The sequence below is a fragment of the Halobacillus sp. Marseille-Q1614 genome (assembly GCF_902809865.1).
Taxonomy (GTDB): domain Bacteria; phylum Bacillota; class Bacilli; order Bacillales; family Halobacillaceae; genus Halobacillus_A.
The window spans coordinates 3408565-3428472 of the sequence record NZ_CADDWH010000001.1 but is presented as its reverse complement, the minus strand read 5'-3'; the positions used below and the strand labels follow the sequence as shown (position 1 = coordinate 3428472).

Here is a 19908-nt window from a genome sequence, read left to right as displayed (position 1 = left end):
TAAACTCCCCTAGATCAAGTGATAGACCGTAATACATACAAACGTAAAGAAGGCAATCACAAAAGTAGAACTAAACGTAGGAATGACGCCCTGCTTTTGAATGGAGTTGGCAATCAGTCCGGGCACGATAACCCCGATACCCCTGAGCTCCATCACCGGAAACGGGGTCAATGGGTAGAGATAGTCCATAGACATCTTAAGCAGAACCCCTACTGTCAGCATAGCTGCGAACTTTCTCCGTCCGTATAAAACTGTAAATCTTGAAAGCACCTGTGTCACCAGCAGATATGTAATCAAACTGATTAAAGCTACGACAAGCACATACATAACCTGGTCAAAAATTAAGGCAATATACCCAGGGACAACTAATCCTGCCGGGACAATGCCTGTTTTTTCTGCATATAACAAACTTAATAAAACCCCAATAACAATGGCTATATATAAATCCGTACCGAACACTGTACGTCCAACCCCTTTATTCTAATACTTATTTGCCTGAAAGCTGTTTTCAGCCCCAGTCGCGGAGTAAGAGTATTTCTCTTTCTTCTCTTCCTCTTTGTATACTTCTTTGATTTGAGCAGGCGAGCTCTCTCTGGCTTCCATCGCTTCTGCCAGCTCGTCCCCGCCCCCGTGAATGTTTCCAATGCCATAAATGACGGCATGAGCAGGCAAGCCTTCGATATATTCCAAGGCTTCTTCTATCGGCTGTTTTTCCAGGTTTACCAGATATCTTGCTAAAATTTTCCCTTCATCATAAGCTGTCAAAATCGGGTGAACCTCCCGTCCAATTAGGACAAGACGATCGATATCCAATTTCGGCAGCACTTTTTCAGCAAATTCAATCGTTCTCTCTACCCGGTCATGACGGCAGTTCACGATAACCGTGACGTCATCCATTGGATAACCTAAATCTTTAACCCGTTCCCAGATATTAAGAGTCGATGTAACATCATTAGCCGCAAATCCATTGAAAAAGTATTTAGGCGCATGTGGATCGCCTAAATGGTGAACCCGCATTGCCCCCGGATCAACCGGCGCCGTCAGCATTCCCTGAAGAGCCGTGTCTCGATCTATTTTTAATATGTCCGCTACAGCTAAAGCTAAGGCTGCATTCTGCGGGAAGATCATAAACGGAAACTTTTTCAAATAATCTTCATCTATCAGACTTTCATCAGCGACAACCACTTGACTGCCCCGACTTTCAGCAATCTTTTCAAAATATGACTGGTAAGGTGTTTCTGGTATAACGACATATCCATTATACGGAATGGTAGAACTAAACGCTCGTGCGATGTCGTCTAATGTAGGACCCATGACATCGAGGTGGTCTTCAATCACATTGGTGATAATTGTAATGTTTGATTTCACGAGCCTTTTCTGAAACACCTCCTGGTAAGTTGGATTAACCGCCATACATTCACTGACGAAGGCGTCCGCTCTTTTCTTTACAACCTTTTTGACCATATGCATCTGCTCACTGATGTTCGGACCTTGAAGGCTTCTGACAATTGGTTCCTCTTCTTCCTGATCCCAATAAAACATACGTGCAGAGGTTCCGGTGGTCTTACCTACTACTCTATCGCCGTTTTCTTTTAAAATCCCCATTACGAGTCTGGTAACCGTTGATTTCCCACGGATACCATTAACTAGAATCCGGGTGGGAATCCTTTTTAACCGGCGGTCCAGTGACTGTCTCTCCCGCAACCCTAACACAACGACCAACACCGCAAAGATCATCAGATATATTAATTCACTCATAGGTTGTCCCCCTGTAAATTGTTAAATTTCCTACAAAAATATTAAAAATAGAACTTTTTTCCCGATTTTTATCGTAACATAATATCTCTTACCCTAATTACTAATTTTACAATCTTTTATTTTTCAACCATATAATATTCCATCGTGATCAAATTTTTGTGTCGGTTGTTAGCAGATTATGTCAGTGTTTAGAGGAATTATTTTAGAAATATTTATTTCTTTCTACGAAAAAAAGGAAACCTTCCTCGCTTTCAAACGGCTCCATAGAATATGGGGGCCGGCTAGTTTTTCCGCAGGAGTTTCGCAGGTTCCCTTGTTTTTTCTGTATAACATCGACTCTATCGATTAATAAAACCTAAATCTAAACCTTGGGGCGAAGAAACATGAGATTTATTTTTCGATTCATCCACATCGGCAAAAATAATCCCAGCAGCGCTGGAGGAAAATAGAGGCCAAGGCCTAGAAATACATAACCCGTCAGGCGCAGCCAGTCTTGCTGATTTACTCTTTTTCTAAGAAAAACCCGGGTTCTCTCCTTCAACTGCTGCTTAAAGTCAATCAATCCCCAGGCGGCTGCACATCCTGTCTGGATGACCAGAAACAGCGTGCTACCCCCAGTGATCCACGCCGTTATAAAAAAGACAACGATCAAAGGCACAAGTCCCCAGGCACCCCAGTGAAAGAAGCTTTCCTGCCAGCCTTCTTCTTCAATGGGAATAACCGCTAATAAAGGCTGGGCATTAAACTGGTCAATGTATAAGCTGGCAGCAACCTCGACGTAAACAAATAAGGCAATGGGGGCGGCGATATATATGATCCACGAAGCCTGATATGGAAGAATTCCTAAGACGAGGATACACACGCCCATCGTTTTCCACACGTAACCGAAGTTCTGAAGAAAATAATGACGCCACAACCGGTGATAAAGCTGAGAAACCTGGTTAAACCTTTGCCTGGCCCGCTTTCTTCTAAAATAAGTCTGCACAATCCCGTATCTTTTCGGCGGCTTAATTTCCACCTTTGTCATCTGACTGACCAAACGAATATTCCATACGCGCGCATCATTCACCTCAACCACACGCCCCCAGTCCACTTGATGGAGAAGATACGGAAGCAGGCAGACATTTACTCCTAAGAGAATCAGGCCTAAACTCAAGCCGGCAAAAGATTGATTCCACTCGAAATATCCGGTCAATCCGCGAATTCCAGCAACCGAAGCAATGACAAAGATCATCCACATAAGCTTCTTCCACTTAGATACTGAATACAATTTCCACTGGATCACGATCGTCAATGTGAAAAAGAGACAGTAAATGGCGGCCAGGCGGAACGCAAATGGAAAAGTAAAGGGCGTGAGAACAGCGACGGTAAAAGCCAGCCCAAACATACCGAGCAGCTGCCACCCCCCTCGTTCTAAAGCCATCTGCCAGAGCAGGTCCTTTCTCGTATGAGGGAGCATGCTGAGCTTTAATTCAGACGTTGTAAAAGCTAAGCCTGAGTGAAGAAATGATTGTAAAACGGCTTTCACCAATAAAGCAGAAGGCAGAATCCAGAGCCATTGCTCAACATTCATCTGCCAGCTTTCCACAAGCGGCATGAACTGTTTCAGCCAGTCAGCCAGCATGAAAAGGAAAGCAGCACTGAAGATCAACATATAGATTAAAATTGTCCAATCCAAAGTGACGAGAAACGCCTGTTTATATAACTTGAACTTTTTTTTAAAACGCTGGCCGCGTACCCACCTGTACACCTCCCATGTCGAAAGGTTCATCGGGATTCCCTCCGATCGAGCGTTTCAAATTGCTCAATGGCGCCTGCTTGAGAGACGGCCCCGCTATTCAGCATGACAAATTCATCGGCAAGATCACGCACCTTTTCCAGCTGGTGCGTCGTCAGCAATATACTCGTTCCTGCTGCTTTTCTTTCCTGAAGGACTTCAATGAGATAGGCGCCTGCGTAAATATCCAAGCCAATGAAGGGTTCGTCAATTAAAAGGAGCGGTGCATCAGGAAGCAGCGCACAAATCGTCTGCGCCTTCTGCCTCATTCCTTTTGATAAAGACTCTGGGTATTCATCGAGTTTGTCCATGAGCTCAAAAGCTTCTGCGTATTTATTGGCACGGGGAATGAAAACTTCGTCCGGGATATCATAGCTCTTTTGATAAAGCTGAAAGTGCTGAAACACCGTCAGTTCAGACAGAAGAAGGGGTTCTTCCGGGATATAGCTGAACTGATATTTATAGTCTGAATAGTTTTCATCCTGGTCGATGCCAGCGATCTGGATACTTCCCTCGGTGCGTTCAAGACTGCCAATAATTGTTTTCATTAATGTAGATTTCCCTGCCCCGTTATGGCCGACAAGGGCCGTGATTATTCCTTTTGGAACTTCAAATGTGATGTCAGTAAGAAATGGCTGCTCCCGGATATTGACGGTGCACTGATTGACGCGGAGCACGGATTGATCGCTCATTTTTATTTCCTCCGTCATAAGTTTTCTTATAATACGCTTGAAAACATCCTATGGTTTCATGGCAGAAGAGGAAAGAATATTTTTCTCATTTTTCCAGTCCCAGTTTCAAAAACTTTTTTCTTTTTCTCCTGGCACCTGGTACCCATTTATTAAAACTTAGTATATGGTATTAATATCTAGTCAAAGGAGGGAGTACTATGAACATTTTGGTTATTCATGGATCGACCAGGCAAAATGGGAACACCGAGGCTCTTGCTAAATTATCTGTCCCTGAGAATGAGACCACTCATATTTATTTAAGAGATTCACAGATCCAGCCGATTCAGGATGCACGTCATTCGAAGGAAGGCTTCCAGGACGTCTCAGATGATTTCAGTGGGATTTTTGATCAGATCCTGGAGCATGAGGTGCTTATTTTTGCGACACCGATTTACTGGTACAGCATGACGTGTATCATGAAAACCTTTATTGACCGTTTTTCGCAGTCGATCAGAGAAGAGAAATATAAAGACTTTAAAGACCGGATGAAATCCAAGTACGTTTACGTTATTGCAGTCGGCGGCGATCAGCCTTCTGTAAAGGGGCTTCCGCTCATTCAGCAGTTTGAATATATTCTGCAATTTTTCGGTACCACATTAAATGGATACATATTAGGGGAAGCCAATAAGCCGGGAGAGATTCATAACGATAAAGCGGCCTTGCACACAGCTTCTGTTTTAAAAGAAAAAATGAGCAATTATTAATTTTTCATAACATACTCAAAGGACGATTTAGAACATTTCTAAATCGTCCTTCTCTTTTATGAGCTTTCCTGCTCTTCATGATCCTCCCAAAGCAGCAGGCTGAGGCTGTCTAAGCCAACGACTTTATAATAAACATAGGTCACATCATCCATATCGGTTAATCCGGTAAACTGGCCCCGCTCTATAAAATCCTCGATTTCATGAAGGCAGTCTTCGGAAAAATGGAGGCACATTCCTTCAACAATGGCTTCCCTATACTCCAGATCTTTTGTTTCCGAATACAACTGCCGAAGGGCTTCTAATGCTTCTTCAGTTTTTGTTTTTATCAGGATGCTCAGCGGCAGCATTTCATCCTCTGACTTACAAAGAGGATAGATTTCATCTACGATTGCATTCGTTTGATAGGCACAAAGCGTTTCTGCAGCGGCTTCACTTAAAAGGGCTCCGCCCGCCTTTAAAGCCTTAACCAGCGGATACACATACCGGTCTTCAGGGAAATGACGGAGGATATAAGCATTTAGAATAGCACGGAATCCATCAGATGCCGCTTTGAGGGATTCTTCTAACTCGCCCACTGCTTCCTCGCCGTCGAGCCACCCCTTTTTCACTATATAATCGACCGTCGTTTTAGCCAGCTGAAACGTTTTCTGGTCAAAGCGCTTATCAAGCATTTGAATCAATTCTGAATAAATGGAGTAAAGTTCATCTTTCGCTGAACAGTTTGCAATTCTCTCGTAATGGCTCCATGCCTCTTCTGTTATAAAGAAACGCAGGGCTTCTTTATGCTGAATGAGGCTCATCACATCCATTTTTTCTAACAGAGGCTGATAAAGATGTTTTCGATGCAAATCTTGTAGGCACTTTATGAGTTCTTCTATGGCACCTTCTTCAAGAATGACGCCATTTAACGAAGATATATAAGGGTACTGACCTTCCAGCCTGCTTCTTTTTAAGCTCTCGGCTGTCAAACGGTCAGGAATCCCTGGATGGTCGCTTAAAGCACGCATGATGATTTTTAAAACCGTTTCGTCATTTGTACTGAAGTAAGGCTCCACCCGCTTTAAAAACGGATCCATCTCATTCACTCCTATCCAACTTTATCTAAGCTGCCGCTGCCTGAGCGAATTAATTCCAAACTTCTTCGGCAATTTCAACGACGTGACGGAGCTTCGCCCACTGCTCCTCTTCCGTTATAATATTCCCTTCTTCTGTAGATGCAAATCCACATTGAGGACTTAAACATAGCTGCTCTTTTGGAACCAGCTTAGCCGCTTCCTCCAAGCTTGCTTTTATTTTCTCCTTATCTTCGAGCTCAGGAAACTTAGAAGTAATAAACCCGAGCACGATTTTCAAATCTTTGCGCTTAAGCTGTCTTAGAGGCTGTAACCCGCCTGAACGTTCTGTATCGTACTCTAAGAAAAGCCCATCGACATTAAGTTCGTTAAACAGAGTTTCTGCAATCGTGTCATAGCCTCCGGATGCGGTATAAGTCGAGCGGAAATTACCGCGGCAAATATGCATCGTGATGACCATATCGTCCGGTCGGCCGGCGATGGAATGATTAATTGCCTGAATGAAAAGCCGGCGAAGCTGTTCAGGCTCATGGCCGCGCTCTTTAATTTTCTGCCGGCCTTCTTCGGAGAAAAAGACAGCCCAGGAGGTATCGTCCAGCTGTAAATAGCGGCATCCTTCATCGTAAAAAGCCTGAATCGCTTTTTGGTAAGCCTGCGTGAGATCTTTTAACAGGGAGGCTTCATCCGGATAAATCTCAGGATTGATATCCCCTCTAAAGAACAGCATGTTTGGGCTTGGAATTGTAAACTTCGCCACGTGATCAGGTCCGACAATGGAATGAAGAAATTTATAATCATCAAGCATCGGATGCTGGTCAAAGTCTACTTTATCCAAGACTCGGACAGAGTGGGCTTTTGTCTGCACCCCTTTAAACTGAATTCCTTCTTCTGGTTTAAATCCTTCTACTCCTTTCAATCCTTCGAGGAAGTCAAAGTGCCACCAGGACCGGCGCAAGTCGCCGTCTGTGATGGACCGAAGTCCGGCTTTCTTCTGCTTTTCCACAAGCTTAGTAATTTCTTCATCTTCTATATTACGTAATTCTATGGCAGAAATTTTCCCTTTTTCCTTTTGCAGTCTTGCTTCCTTAATCCGCTGCGGGCGAAGGAGGCTTCCGACATGATCTGCTTTAAATGGAGCCTGATTTGTTTTTATCACTTGTATCCTCTCCTCTTTATAATTTTCCATAAAAAAATCTCTTCTATAATAAGAAGAGACGGCTTTATGTAACATGTGGCTCTTCTTATCTTCCAAGCCTGGACAGCTTGGTGGAATTAGCACCTTGCGTTAAGAAAACACAGGTTGCTGAGGTGTCTGCGGGCCATACCCTCGACCTCTCTTGATAAGAAATTAAATTGTAGTTGATATCGTATCAATTTTTTTTGGTAAATAAAAGGAAAATGAGACGTTTAGGCGTTAAGTCCCATGCGCTCCTCGACTTTTTCATATGTCGGCATGCCTGCCTGGGCCCCCAGTTTCTCTACTGTAAAGGAAGCCGCCGCATTCGCAAAAGCGATCGCCTGCTCCACCGAGAGTCGTACACCTAACGAAAAAGCCAGTGCCCCGTTAAACGTATCGCCCGCGCCTGTTGTATCCACTACTTCAGCCGGATATCCCGGAATAAACAGTGTCTTATATTTAGCCCCAAGCGGACCTAATGTTGTAATCAGCTGATCGCTAAACGACGGCTCTTGAAATAACAGCGCAGCTTCCAGCTCGTTTGGGGTAATGTAACTGCACTTTTCCCAGACGGAAGCGGACAGAGGAACAGCAGGAGCAGGGTTCAAAACAAACGGTATCTCGTTTTTATGGCAAAAATCCGCTGCCCATTCAACGGTTTCCACTGGAACCTCCAGCTGGCTGAGGACGACATCACTTGCCAGAAGCGTTTCTTTACAGGACTCTGCATAATCTGGCGTTACTTCCTGGTTCGCTCCGGATACGACCATAATGCGGTTGTCGCTTTCATTAATTAATATGTTCGCGACACCCGTTGCCTTTGTTTTTGAAATTCCGATATGCCCCGTATCAACGTTCTCACGCTTCATATGCTGGATCAGTTCTACCCCTATTGAATCGTTTCCGACTTTTCCAATTAGAGAAACCTTTGCGCCAAGACGTGCGGCTGCTACAGCCTGATTGGCCCCTTTCCCGCCAGGCTTCATGTAAAAAGATTCTCCGAAATTGGTTTCGCCTTGATCAGGAAGCCTCGAAATCGTCGTCAGGAGATCCATGTTAAGGCTTCCTATTACTGTAATGACCGGCTGTTTCATACAACTGACCTCCCAGAATGAATAGTTACTCTTATTATGTCGAAAAAGCTCAAAAATAAAAAGACCTTGGCGATATTTTAAGAAATTCAAATAACATAAAGGGGCCGTGTATGGAGGAAAGGTGTGGTGGTTGATGGTGAGGAATGACAGTATTAGGTTCGTAAATTAGAAAAAAGCTCAGAGCTTTAACCTCTGAGCTTTTTAGCTTTCGAAGAATCTTATACAGGTCCCCAATTAATGAGAACCGCAATGCTCAGCATGACAACCGCAATCGCTATCCAAATAAACAGAAGCGGAAGCATCCATTTCGCCCATTTGATCCATGGAACACCGGCAACGGCCAGACTCGCCATTAAAGGGCCTGAAGTCGGGAAAATACTGTTCGTAAATCCATCTCCGAACTGATAAGCCTGAACAGCCACCTGGCGGGTAACTCCAACCATATCAGCCAGCGGGGCTAAAATCGGCATCGCAATCATCGCCTGGCCGCTCCCTGAAGGAACAAGAAAGTTCATCAGTCCGTTCGCCACAAACATTCCCAGTGCTGCCATGACAGGGCTTAAGCTTTCCAGCGGAACTGCCAGGGCATTAACTGCTGTATCTAAAATCTGTGCATTTTCCATAACGATTAAAATGGCACGGGCAACACCGATAATCAGTGCACCATAGACAAGCTTTTGACAGCCATCAAGAAACGTCAGGGCAATTTTATTGTAATTCATGCCGGCAATGATACCGCACACAAGCCCGATAATGATAAAGAAGGCAGCCATATGATCGGTCGTCCATTTAAATTGAATGGTAGCAAATATAAAGAAAGCCAGAGCAAGACCTACGAAGCTTAAGATTAATTTATGTCTCCCTGTAAACGGGGCTTTTAAATCTTTTGATGATGCCTCTTTTGCATCTAAAATGCCAATCATGCTTTTGTCAGGGTCTTTTAATATGGTTTTCGCATAGCGCCATGTGTACCAAATTGTTACGCCAACGATGATGACGAAGGCAATAAGACGCAGCGCCATTCCCGAAAACAGTGGCAGATCGGCAATCGACTGCGCAATCCCGACCGTATATGGATTCATAAAACCTACGTTAAACCCCGCAAAAGTGGCCCCAAACGTAATGGCAACAGCAACCATTGCATCCAGCTTCAGCGCCCGCGCAATAATCACGCCGATCGCTACAAATGGAATAACGGCATTAGCGATTGCTCCTACAGCTCCCCCAATGGCAAACAATAGAGAAACAATCGCAATTAAAAAGAATTCTTTCCCTTTCGTCTTATGTACCGCTCTTAAGATCCCGCCTTTTATCGCCCCGGACCTTTCGATCACTTCAAATGCTCCCCCGGCAAACAAGACGAGAAAAATTAAGCCGGCAGACTCGACCATACCTCCCTGCAGAGCTAGAAATATTTCCATAAATCCAGTCGGCTCTCCATCCACCGATGTGAACGTATCTGGTATGACCCGCTCTACTCCATTGACCGTTTCTCTTTCAAACGATCCTGAAGGAACAAAATATGTAGCCACAACCGCCAGTAATAATACAAGAAAAAGAATGACGTATGTATCAGGCATCTCCCATCTTTTCGCCTTCTGGTTCTCAAGCTGCGATTCTTCTTTTCCCAATTCCACGTTCTATCCATCTCCATTCTAAAAAAAGATAGTGTCCATTATATAGTTTTGGCGGAATATTTTCAAAATTTAGTTAAAAATTGACTACCCATGATAAATGTCATACCCGGTACCTGACATTTGTGTCTTACAATCCTTTTTTGCTTCTTATATGCTTAGAAGACATTATTAAATGTATAAAAGGAGTAATGAAATGAGCCAACGTAAACAGGCAGAACTAAAAAAAGACGTAGCATCCTTTGCCAAGGCTGATAATAAAGCCGGCATTCTCCAATTAATAAATACAATTGTACCCTTTGTCATTCTATGGATCCTTGCCTATCAAAGCCTATCTGTTTCTGTATGGCTTTCGCTTCCTTTTGCTATGGCAGCTGGAGCGTTTGTCGTCCGTATTTTCATTATTTTTCACGATTGCACGCACATGTCCTTTTTCAATAACAAAAAAGCGAACCGAATCATTGGAACAATTACCGGTATTATCACCCTTTTCCCTTTTGAAAAATGGAAAAGAGAGCACTCCATTCACCACGCTACGAGCAGTAACTTAGATAAGCGCGGCACAGGTGATATTTGGATTATGACTGTGGAAGAGTATAAAGAAGCTTCTCTGAAAGAACGTCTGGCATATCGTTTATACCGTAACCCGTTCGTTATGTTCGGCTTAGGGCCCATTTATCTGTTTTGTATTACAAACCGCTTTAACCGTAAAGGGGCCAAGCGCAAGGAACGCATGAACACTTATTTAACGAACGCTTCAATTGTCGTACTCTACAGCTTACTCATTTTCGCGATTGGCTGGGAGGCTTTCTTAATCATTCAGCTTCCAATTCTTTATGTAGCTGGTTTCCTTGGCATCTGGCTGTTTTATGTCCAGCACCAGTTCGAGGATTCCTATTTTGAAGATGAGAAAGAATGGGACTTTGTTAAAGCCGCAGTGGACGGAAGTTCCTATTACAAACTGCCAAAAATCCTGCAGTGGATCTCAGGCAGTATCGGCTATCACCATGTTCACCACTTAAGCCCAAGAGTTCCTAACTATAAGCTTGAGGAAGCCCATGAATCTACGCCGCCTTTACATAAGGCGACAACGATTACGCTGGCATCAAGCTTAAAATCGATCCGCTTCCGCCTCTATGATACGAAGAACAAAACGTTTGTCAGCTTCAAAGAGGTGAAGCACCGTCTGCATGAACCTAAAGTATCGATCAGCCACAAAAACACAAGCTTTGAAAAATAATAAGTATTTAGGAACCCTATTCTTCATTACTCGAATAGGGTTTCTTTTGTTAAAATAAGGTTATATTCAATAAAAGGAGAACATCATGCAAAATTGGTATCAAATTATCCCTAAGAATACAGGGCTCAGCACTTATATATGGATTATCTTTTGTTTACTTCCTTTCTTTTTTATTTTCCGTTCTTCTTCATTAATCGAAATCATCTTTGGGATCGTGATGATTCTGCTGTTTTTCTTATCTTACCGCCTGTCGTTTATTTCTCACAGCCGCAGCGTCTATGTATGGGTAAGTATCGAAATGGCGATCAGTATTACGATGACCCTATTGTACGGATATATCTATTTCGCACTGTTCCTTGCCTTTTTCATCGGAAGTATCCAAAAATTCTCCGGCTTCCTGACTTTATATATCGTACACCTTGTCACAACGATTGCCGCCATTACAACCGTTTTTCTTACTCAAAATGAAGCCCTATTTCCACAGCTGCCATTTGTAATTATTTGTGTGATTGGTGTCATCCTGCTTCCCTTTACGATGTATTCCCGCATTAAACGCGAGAAGCTCGAAGGACAGCTGGAAGATGCGAATAAAAAAATCTCCCAGCTTATGGTTGTGGAAGAAAGAGAGCGCATCGCCCGCGATCTGCACGATACGTTAGGACAGAAGCTATCCTTAATCGGTTTAAAAAGCGACCTTGCCGGAAAACTGATAGAAAAGAAACCAGAAGCCGCCCAGAAGGAAATTCATGATATCAACCAAACCGCTAGAACGGCATTAAATGAAGTCCGCGAGATGGTTTCTAACATGAGGCGCGCGAAGCTTGAAGAAGAAATCCTGCGCGTCCAGCAGATGCTTGAAGCAGCTGAAATCAAATTTCGCGTTGATCACACACAGCTTCCTTCCCCGCCGCCTTTAGTGGAAAATGTATTGAGCATGTGCTTAAGAGAGTCCGTAACAAACGTCGTAAAGCATAGTAAAGCCACCGAGTGCGAGTTAAGCTTTAAGCAGACGGCAGAGGATTTTGAAATGCAGATTAAGGATAATGGTACCGGATTTAACAGTAAGCAGATCTCCCTGGAAGGCCATGGGCTTCAGGGAATGAGAGAACGTCTGGAATTCGTAAATGGCAGCCTGGATATTACTTCTCACAAGGGAACGAGGATAACAATTCGAGTTCCGTACCTCAATCAACATCAAAAACAGGAGGAGTCGGTATGATTCGTATAATTATCGCTGAGGATCAAAGACTGCTGTTGGGAGCTCTAGGTTCTCTGCTTGATCTAGAAGACGATATGGAAGTGATCGGAACCGCGAAAAACGGGGAGGAAGCCTGTGAGCTTGTTAAGGAGCTGAAACCGGATGTTTGTATAATGGATATTGAAATGCCTATGAAAAACGGGCTTGACGCTGCAGAAGAACTGAAAGACCACTCATGTAAAATCATCATCCTGACAACCTTCGCAAGGGCCGGATATTTTGAACGGGCCCGAAAAGCGGGAGTCAGCGGCTACCTGTTAAAAGACAGTCCGAGTGAAGAGCTCGCCAACTCAATACGTACGATCATGGAAGGACAAAAGGTGTTCGCTCCTGAGCTGATCGATATGGCATTTTCGGATGAGAATCCGTTAACCGAACGGGAAAAACAAGTCATTCAGCTGATGGCTGATGGAAAAGATACGAAAGAAATCTCAAAGCAGCTTTATATTACAACAGGAACGGTAAGGAACTACATTTCTGTTATTTTAGATAAGCTCGAAGTATCGAATCGGATTGAAGCTATTTCCCGCTTTCGTGAAAAAGGCTGGTTTAAATGATAGAAAAAGGAGAGTGTGAAGGTGCCGGCGAGACCCCGCACGAGGAAGCCCGCACGTTCGCCCGCGAAAAAGCGAGTACATTCCCCTCCGCTGGAAGTAAGATAAATAAAACCAAAAAGCCAAAGAGCTGGCAGGCTTTTTGGCTTTTTCTTATTCTTCTTCGTATTCCTCAAGCATATGAATCCTCTCCATCATCGTCGGATGACCGTAACGGAACCATTTCACGAGCAGCGGCGGATTCACATCACTAAGCCCGTTAATCGTCAGCTGTTGAAAGGAACCAATCGCAGCTTCCCTATCACCCGTCATTTCAATCGCATACTCGTCAGCCGCCTTTTCCGCCTGCCGAGAAATCATCAGTTCTACAGGAGTCGCCGCGATCGATATAGCAGACAGCAGCACCAAGAGAACAGGCAGAGAAGACACCTCAGACACGCTTTTCACTCCGAAATCATTTCCCCATTTCCGTACCACTTTAAGTAAAAGCCGATATGTCAAATAGAGGCCGATAAAGCTTGCGAAAATAACGCCCGTTAAATTCATGTACAGGTGGTTCATGACGTAGTGACCAATCTCATGAGCCATTATAAAAAGGGTTTCCGTGTCATCTAAACGGTTTAGCGTCGTATCCCATAAAACGATACGCAGGTTATCTCCTATCCCATTTACATAGGCGTTCATGCTGTTCGTTTTTTCCGACATATTGACTTCATATACACGATCCGCCGGCACGTTCGCTTCTTCAGCTAACGCCAGGATCTTCGTTTCAAGCTCCGCATCCTGCAGCTCTGAAAAATCGTTATATAAAGGATCGATTACTACGGGCTGGATATACATCATAAAAGCGAAAAATGGAATTAGCAGCCCCCATGCGTACAGCCACCATCTCTTAGCAGCTTTTCTAATCAGCAGATAAAGGACCGTGACTAAAACAGCCATAACGATAAACCCAATCCAGAAGCTGATTAGTTCATCCCTCATCCAGCTTGAAAAGGTTTGCGTTGAAATGCCGTAAGCGGAAGACAGCCGGTAGCCGATATAATCGAGCGGGAAGCTGATCAAATATACCACTGTTGAAAGCACCAGCACGTAAATAGGAATGTTGATGAAAGAAAAACGAGAGATTTTTTCACCGAATTGTTTAAATACAGGAGACCAGCCGAAAACAAGAATCCCCAGATATATTAATAATTCAAGCGGCAGCCCAATGAAGAAAAGCAAATTCCGATACCTTGAATATTCCTGGCTGAGCGCGATTTCCTCACCCGTCATAAATGTCGCCGGATCTGCTGCCGATCCCTGATAGGCTTCAGGAACGCCAGGCGTCGTCCAATGGAATAAATATAAATAAACGAGCAGAATGTATATAGGAAATAAGATAAACAGGCCGATCATAAACCGTTTTTTCATTCGCCTTCCCCCTCAAGCCTTTTTACCGCTTATTACTACTTGTACGAGTTCTCTCTTTATTTATACCACTTTTTAAAAATTTGATCAGGCGATTGAATGGTCAGCATAAAAAAGAGAGGCTAAATGCCTCTCTCTGCTTGTGGAGAAACCCCTGGTTTTCCGCAAGCTTTTTTCTTGCCGCCAGGAGCGAAAGCCCCTGGCCCCTTCCCTTTCCGCGAACGTGCGCCCGAGCTTCCTCACGAAACCCACGCTCGACGATCTCTGCTCACTCGTTCTTCCGCAGGCGTGGAAGGGGCCTCGCTCTTTGGAAGTTCCTAAGCCAGAAAAAGACTCTCCTCCATCTATTTCACACTATCTTCTTTAAGTCGTATTCCAATGATCTCACGCATGTAAACCTTTTTTATGCTGCACGGGCTTTTCGTTTCTTTCTTCTATGGCGGATGACATTAATTTCAGCACCAACCATAAGAATAATACCGGTTATGAAGAACCAAAGCATAAGGATAATCACACCACCAAGGCTTCCATATGTGGCAGAGTAGTTTGCGAAATTGCTGACATAAAAGGAAAATGCCAGGGAAACAAGCTGCCAAAGAACGGCTGCTGCGATAGCTCCAGGTACGATCTCTTTAAATGGGAACGTTTTGTTAGGAGCGAAATGATAAAGAGCCATTAAACTTAAGACCATCACAACGATACTAATCACCCAGCGCAGCACTTGGAACACGATCACCGTTTGTTCCGGCAGGCCTAAGAAGCTGCTGACCATTGAAATAATAACCTCCCCGAAGATCGGAAGGGCAAGAGCAACTGCAATGGTAATGATCATTCCAAGTGTCAGGAAAATAGAGATAAGACGTACTTTAATAAAAGAACGGGTCTCTTCTACATCATAAGCAATATTGGATGATTGAATAAATGCATTAACTCCGTTAGAAGCTGACCATAATGTACCGAGGATACCGACTGTTAAGAGGCCGCCATTTGGCGTTTGAATCAGCTCAATAATATTATCTTCAATCAGACTCGCCGTTCCTCCAGGCAGAGCATCACGCATAAAATTCATCGCCTGCTCCGTACTGATATTTAGATAAGGAAGTATGGATAATAGCAGAATCGCCAGTGGAAAAATGGCCAGTAAATAGTAATAAGCCTGAGCCGCTCCCAGTAAGGGAACATTATCTTTTTGAAACTCTGAATATACATTTTTAGCATATTTGAAAACCTTTTTCATAGAAATAAGCCTCCTCTAATGTTGTATAAGACTATCCCCGTTTCTTCTTCCTTTCTAACCTGTTCATGGCAATTAAATGACAATTGGCTATGCTGATAACTTTATTCCGAGTAAAATACTCTGTATAATAAACTATAAAAAAGGGGTGCCTACATGAGTATTCCAAAACCTCTAGTCCAGCTGAACCAATCGTTTATTATAGTTACTGCCGCAGCGGGACTCCTTTTACATCCCGCCCTTTTGCTTCTGCCTTTTATCAATGGTGTTTATACTGTAGCTGTGAAAACTAATCCTGTCATCATGCTCGGTAAACAATTTCTGAAAAAGCCGATTGATCAATATGAGGCGGAAGACAGAGATCAGCAGCTCTTCAATCAGTGGATTGCTACTATCTGCCTGGGCCTGTCTATGCTGTTTATTTTTACTGAGTGGTCGGTGATTATTGGATCGGCTTTCAGCATAATGGTAATTGCAGCGGCGGGCGCTGCACTGTTTGGGTACTGCATAGGCTGCACGATACGCTACCGGTATATGATGTGGAAATATAAGCGTGACCAAGTCTGAAAAAGTTTTTTCAGTTTGTCTAATTAGTCAGACCACAAAAAAGACTCTACTTCTTCCAGGCAGTTTGAGGCAGATGAAGCAGAGTCTTTTTCAGTTACCTCGAGAGCGATCCGAGACCCAGCAGTGAGGTTTTCACGAGAATGCTCGGGCATTAGTCCGTGAAAAAAGCAAGTGGTTTTAGCTCGAGGGAGAAGATCTTTTTTATTTGCGCTTACGGAGTTCAGGCTTTCCTGAGGGATTTCTTCTTTAGAGTGACTGCTTCTGCTTCTTCTATGTCCGCTTCTTCCTCTGGCTGCTCAGAGACTTCCTGTTCACTCGATTTCCGCAGCTCTTCCGGGGGACCAGGCTCCCCCTTCCCCGCAGTCGCCGATGGGTTTATTGCCTCTTGTACAAACCTTTCCAGCCACCAAGGAATAAGATAGAGAGAAGGGAGGAATGACAATGGATGGGAAAAAAAGAGAAAGACCTAAACATCAGGACAAACTCGATTCTTTTTCTCAACGTTGTTGTACAGCTAAAAAAAGACCTAAGAAAAAACATTGCTGTCATAAATGCTGCTGCCACTGTAAATCCCCTCGCTAAAATTTAAAGGCCCCGAGGTCCCGAGGTCTATTTCCACTCAAAAATATCCATTACTTATGTTATAGAAACCTTTCACAGCAGCTTCACCCCTAAATCTCCTAATCCTTTACAGATAAGCATTTTTTCTTTTGTGCAAACGCTTGCTTAATTGTTGTGTGAAGTAATTGCACTACTTAAGTCTTATCTATTAAAAACCCTATTAAATCTTATTGTTATTTAATTACATTTCAACTTATAATTAATGCAAGCGGTTTCATAAATTATAGAGGAGAGGTTCTATTGCGGAAGAAAAAATTTTATCCAGTATTGGCTGCAGTTCTTGGGTTAAGTCTTGTTCCATTTTTTTCGGCGGACTCCACGAGTGCCGAAGCTTCTGAAGACACGGTTCGTATCCACTACGATCGGGAAGATGATAATTATGAAGACTGGGGGCTCTGGCTTTTTGAAGATGTGGCTGCTCCTTCCGACCAGTCGGGACCATGGCCGACCGGTGCTTCTAACTTTTCAGAACAACAGGTTGGGGAACAAGGAGCATACATGGACGTAGAATTAGCAGAGGAAGCAAAAAACCTTGGTTTAGTCGTTGTTAATACAAAGTCTGGAGACAAAGATGGAAACGACAAAATATTTAGTAATGTAGATGATTACGACGACCTCTATATTCGTGAGGGAGATGATACCGTCTATACCAATCCTGACTACCTTCCAGAAATTAAGATGAAATCAGCACAGTTAGTCAACGGTCAAACCATCGAAATTTATTTCTCTTCTTCAGAAGGACTCGATGAAGATACGATTCGTGAAGAGCTGAGGATTATGGACAAAAATGAAGAAGAAGTCCCCTATAAAAATATTGAAATTCTTAAAGACGGAAAAGTAATAATAACAGGAGCATTCAATGAAGAACTGGCTCCTTACCAGGCAACATTTAAAGAAAAATCAGTGTCTGCTAACGTAAGCTGGCGCTATATTGACGAAAAATATGGCTATGACGACGATCTGGGACTTGAGCTTAATAGCGACGGGAGTGCTTCCTTGAAATTCTGGTCTCCTCGTGCCGATCGAGTGGCTGTTAAACTTTACGATAAAGACAACCAGGATAAAGCAGCAGGAACTGTAGATATGCAGATTGGTGACCGTGGTGTCTGGTCTGTGAAGCTGGATGAAGAAAACACTGGGATTAACAATTTAACCGGCTATTACTATCATCTGGAAATAGAGCGTAATGGTGAAACTAAATTAGCTTTAGATCCTTATGCTAAGTCAATGGCTGCATGGAATAGCGATGCCAGCGATACAATTGGAAAAGCAGCTATCGTCAACCCTTCAGACATCGGTCCTGAACTGAATTATGCTGATATCGAAGGCTATGAAAAACGGGAAGACGCTATTATCTACGAGGTTCATGTTCGTGACTTCACTTCAGATCCAAGCATAGAGGACGAGCTGTCTTCACAATTTGGCACATTTGAAGCTTTTATTGAAAAACTCGATTATATTGAGGACCTAGGGGTCACTCATATCCAGCTGCTTCCCGTAATGAGCTATTACTTTGCAGATGAAACGGCAAGTGCCGAGAGAATGCTTACCTATGATTCTCAGGATAATAACTACAACTGGGGCTATGACCCGCAGAGCTACTTTTCACCAACCGGTATGTATTCCGAGAACCCTGATGACCCGGAACTTCGCATACAGGAGCTTAAGCACTTAATTGATGAAATTCACAAACGTGATATGGGTGTTATTTTAGATGTAGTATATAACCACACAGCCGATGTAAATATTTTTGAAGATTTAGTTCCTAATTATTATCACTTTATGGATGCAGATGGGAGTCCTCGTACGAGTTTTGGCGGCGGACGACTAGGAACAACTCATGAAATGTCTCGTAAAGTACTGGTGGATTCAATTAAGTATTGGGTGGATGAATTTAAGGTGGACGGCTTCCGATTTGATATGATGGGGGATCATGACGCCAAGAGCATTCAGACAGCTTATGATGAAGCCGTGAAGTTAAATCCGAATACCCTCATGATTGGAGAAGGCTGGAGAACTTTTGCAGGTGATGAAACCAGCAGCGGTGTACAGCCTGCAGATCAGGACTGGATGATCGATACAGACAGTGTCAGCGTATTCTCTGACGAATTTCGAAATGAATTGAAATCGGGATTTGGAATTGAGGGTCAGCCTCGCTTTATCACAGGAGGCGCTCGGAACATCCAGCAGATTTTCGATAACATGAAGGCCCAGCCTTACAATTTTGAAGCATCTGATCCTGGAGATGTAGTCACTTATATTGCTGCTCACGATAACTTAACACTGCATGACGTGATTGCCCAATCGATTAAAAAAGATCCAGACAAGCATGCGGAAGAAATCCATAAACGCATCCGTCTCGGCAACTCAATGGTGTTAACCTCACAAGGTACAGCTTTCCTTCACGCCGGACAGGAATTCGGCCGGACAAAGCAATTTAGAGCTGAAACGAAAGAAGCACCTTATAAATCAACTTATATGGAGGATGAGGAAGGAAATCCATTTAACTTCCCATATTTCATTCATGATTCCTATGATTCTTCTGATGCAATTAATAAAATCGACTGGCAGAAAGCATCAAATGCGAAAAAGTACCCGATTCATACGATCACGCGTGAATATACAACCGGCTTGATCAAACTTCGCAGGTCAACGAACGCTTTCCGTTTAGGTACTATGGAAGAAGTGAATTCCAATGTCACAAGGCTTGAGGTGCCAGAGATTAAAGAAAATGATTTAGTACTTGCCTACAAAGCTGAGTCTACAGACAACACAGGAAACTACTTTGTATTTGTTAATGCAGATAATAAAGCAAGAACACTTACGATGAATGATTATAATTTAGCACCGGGAAAAGTGGTAGTCGATGACGATGAAGCCGGCGTGAATAAAGTAAATGATCCTACCGGTTTTTCTAAAAATGAAAAAGAGATAAAGATAGACCCGCTGACAACCATTGTTGTGAAGTGTGAAGATCGCGGCAAGGGCAATAACCCGTGCGAAAAGCCGAATAAGAAATAATGACAAAAGAAGCTCCCAGGTTATGGGAGCTTCTTTGTGTTTGTTTATGTGTATT

The 19908-nt window shown here is 43.4% G+C and carries 16 protein-coding genes, 1 pseudogene and 1 riboswitch; of the genes and pseudogenes, 7 read left to right on the top strand and 10 right to left on the bottom strand.

The window, feature by feature from the left end; genetic code table 11:
* Positions 1-9: 9 nt before the first annotated feature.
* The 4 genes and pseudogenes from pgsC to HUS26_RS17230 form a co-directional block, all read right to left on the bottom strand.
* Positions 10-459, bottom strand: a complete 450-nt coding sequence (gene pgsC / locus HUS26_RS17245; RefSeq protein WP_173918274.1) for a poly-gamma-glutamate biosynthesis protein PgsC — start codon at positions 457-459, stop codon at positions 10-12.
* A 21-nt stretch (positions 460-480) separates the two neighbouring features.
* Positions 481-1746, bottom strand: a complete 1266-nt coding sequence (gene pgsB, locus HUS26_RS17240; protein WP_254434306.1) for a poly-gamma-glutamate synthase PgsB — start codon at positions 1744-1746, stop codon at positions 481-483.
* A 373-nt stretch (positions 1747-2119) separates the two neighbouring features.
* Complete coding sequence (locus tag HUS26_RS17235; RefSeq protein ID WP_173918272.1) at positions 2120-3529, bottom strand: hypothetical protein; 1410 nt, start codon at positions 3527-3529, stop codon at positions 2120-2122.
* A pseudogene (locus tag HUS26_RS17230) lies at positions 3526-4134 on the bottom strand (ATP-binding cassette domain-containing protein); the annotation flags it as partial. The pseudogene HUS26_RS17230 and the gene HUS26_RS17235, both read right to left, overlap by 4 nt.
* A gap of 290 nt (positions 4135-4424) precedes the next feature.
* Between HUS26_RS17230 and HUS26_RS17225 the strand changes: the two are divergent.
* A complete protein-coding gene (locus HUS26_RS17225; RefSeq protein WP_173918270.1) occupies positions 4425-4970 on the top strand; it encodes a flavodoxin family protein in 546 nt (181 codons plus the stop codon).
* A 56-nt stretch (positions 4971-5026) separates the two neighbouring features.
* Here HUS26_RS17225 and HUS26_RS17220 read toward each other — a convergent pair whose 3' ends face one another.
* From HUS26_RS17220 to HUS26_RS17205, 4 genes are all read right to left on the bottom strand, one after another.
* Positions 5027-6046, bottom strand: a complete 1020-nt coding sequence (locus tag HUS26_RS17220; protein ID WP_173918269.1) for a HEAT repeat domain-containing protein — start codon at positions 6044-6046, stop codon at positions 5027-5029.
* A gap of 49 nt (positions 6047-6095) precedes the next feature.
* A complete protein-coding gene (locus tag HUS26_RS17215; RefSeq protein WP_173918268.1) occupies positions 6096-7229 on the bottom strand; it encodes a 5-methyltetrahydropteroyltriglutamate--homocysteine S-methyltransferase in 1134 nt (377 codons plus the stop codon).
* Between the two features lie 52 nt (positions 7230-7281).
* Positions 7282-7390, bottom strand: a riboswitch (SAM riboswitch).
* Positions 7391-7450: 60 nt separating this feature from the next.
* Positions 7451-8314 (bottom strand): ribokinase, encoded by an 864-nt coding sequence (locus HUS26_RS17210; protein WP_173918267.1) that lies wholly within the window; start codon positions 8312-8314, stop codon positions 7451-7453.
* A 218-nt stretch (positions 8315-8532) separates the two neighbouring features.
* A complete protein-coding gene (locus tag HUS26_RS17205) occupies positions 8533-9951 on the bottom strand; it encodes a YfcC family protein (protein WP_254434230.1) in 1419 nt (472 codons plus the stop codon).
* Positions 9952-10144: 193 nt separating this feature from the next.
* Between HUS26_RS17205 and HUS26_RS17200 the strand changes: the two genes are divergently transcribed.
* The 3 genes from HUS26_RS17200 (at position 10145) to HUS26_RS17190 (ending at position 13003) form a co-directional block, all read left to right on the top strand.
* Positions 10145-11188: a fatty acid desaturase gene (locus HUS26_RS17200; RefSeq protein WP_173918266.1), complete on the top strand. Its 1044-nt coding sequence runs from the start codon at positions 10145-10147 to the stop codon at positions 11186-11188.
* Between the two features lie 85 nt (positions 11189-11273).
* Positions 11274-12407: a sensor histidine kinase gene (locus HUS26_RS17195; protein ID WP_173918265.1), complete on the top strand. Its 1134-nt coding sequence runs from the start codon at positions 11274-11276 to the stop codon at positions 12405-12407.
* On the top strand, positions 12404-13003 hold the full coding sequence (locus tag HUS26_RS17190) for a response regulator transcription factor (RefSeq protein WP_173918264.1): 600 nt from the start codon (positions 12404-12406) through the stop codon (positions 13001-13003). Before HUS26_RS17195 ends, HUS26_RS17190 begins: the two co-directional genes overlap by 4 nt.
* Positions 13004-13153: 150 nt before the next feature.
* On the opposite strand, the gene HUS26_RS17185 is transcribed toward HUS26_RS17190, so the two are convergent.
* Together HUS26_RS17185 and HUS26_RS17180 are read right to left on the bottom strand one after the other, a co-directional pair.
* Complete coding sequence (locus HUS26_RS17185; RefSeq protein ID WP_173918263.1) at positions 13154-14413, bottom strand: M48 family metallopeptidase; 1260 nt, start codon at positions 14411-14413, stop codon at positions 13154-13156.
* A gap of 400 nt (positions 14414-14813) precedes the next feature.
* Positions 14814-15647, bottom strand: coding sequence for a YihY/virulence factor BrkB family protein (locus HUS26_RS17180; RefSeq protein WP_173918262.1), 834 nt, complete (start codon positions 15645-15647; stop codon positions 14814-14816).
* A 153-nt stretch (positions 15648-15800) separates the two neighbouring features.
* On the opposite strand from HUS26_RS17180, the gene HUS26_RS17175 reads away from it, so the two are divergent.
* From HUS26_RS17175 to HUS26_RS17165, 3 genes are all read left to right on the top strand, one after another.
* Positions 15801-16211: a DUF4395 family protein gene (locus tag HUS26_RS17175; protein ID WP_173918261.1), complete on the top strand. Its 411-nt coding sequence runs from the start codon at positions 15801-15803 to the stop codon at positions 16209-16211.
* Between the two features lie 445 nt (positions 16212-16656).
* Complete coding sequence (locus tag HUS26_RS17170) at positions 16657-16800, top strand: hypothetical protein (RefSeq protein WP_173918260.1); 144 nt, start codon at positions 16657-16659, stop codon at positions 16798-16800.
* A gap of 272 nt (positions 16801-17072) precedes the next feature.
* Positions 17073-19853 (top strand): pullulanase, encoded by a 2781-nt coding sequence (locus HUS26_RS17165; RefSeq protein WP_254434229.1) that lies wholly within the window; start codon positions 17073-17075, stop codon positions 19851-19853.
* Positions 19854-19908 lie beyond the last annotated feature (55 nt).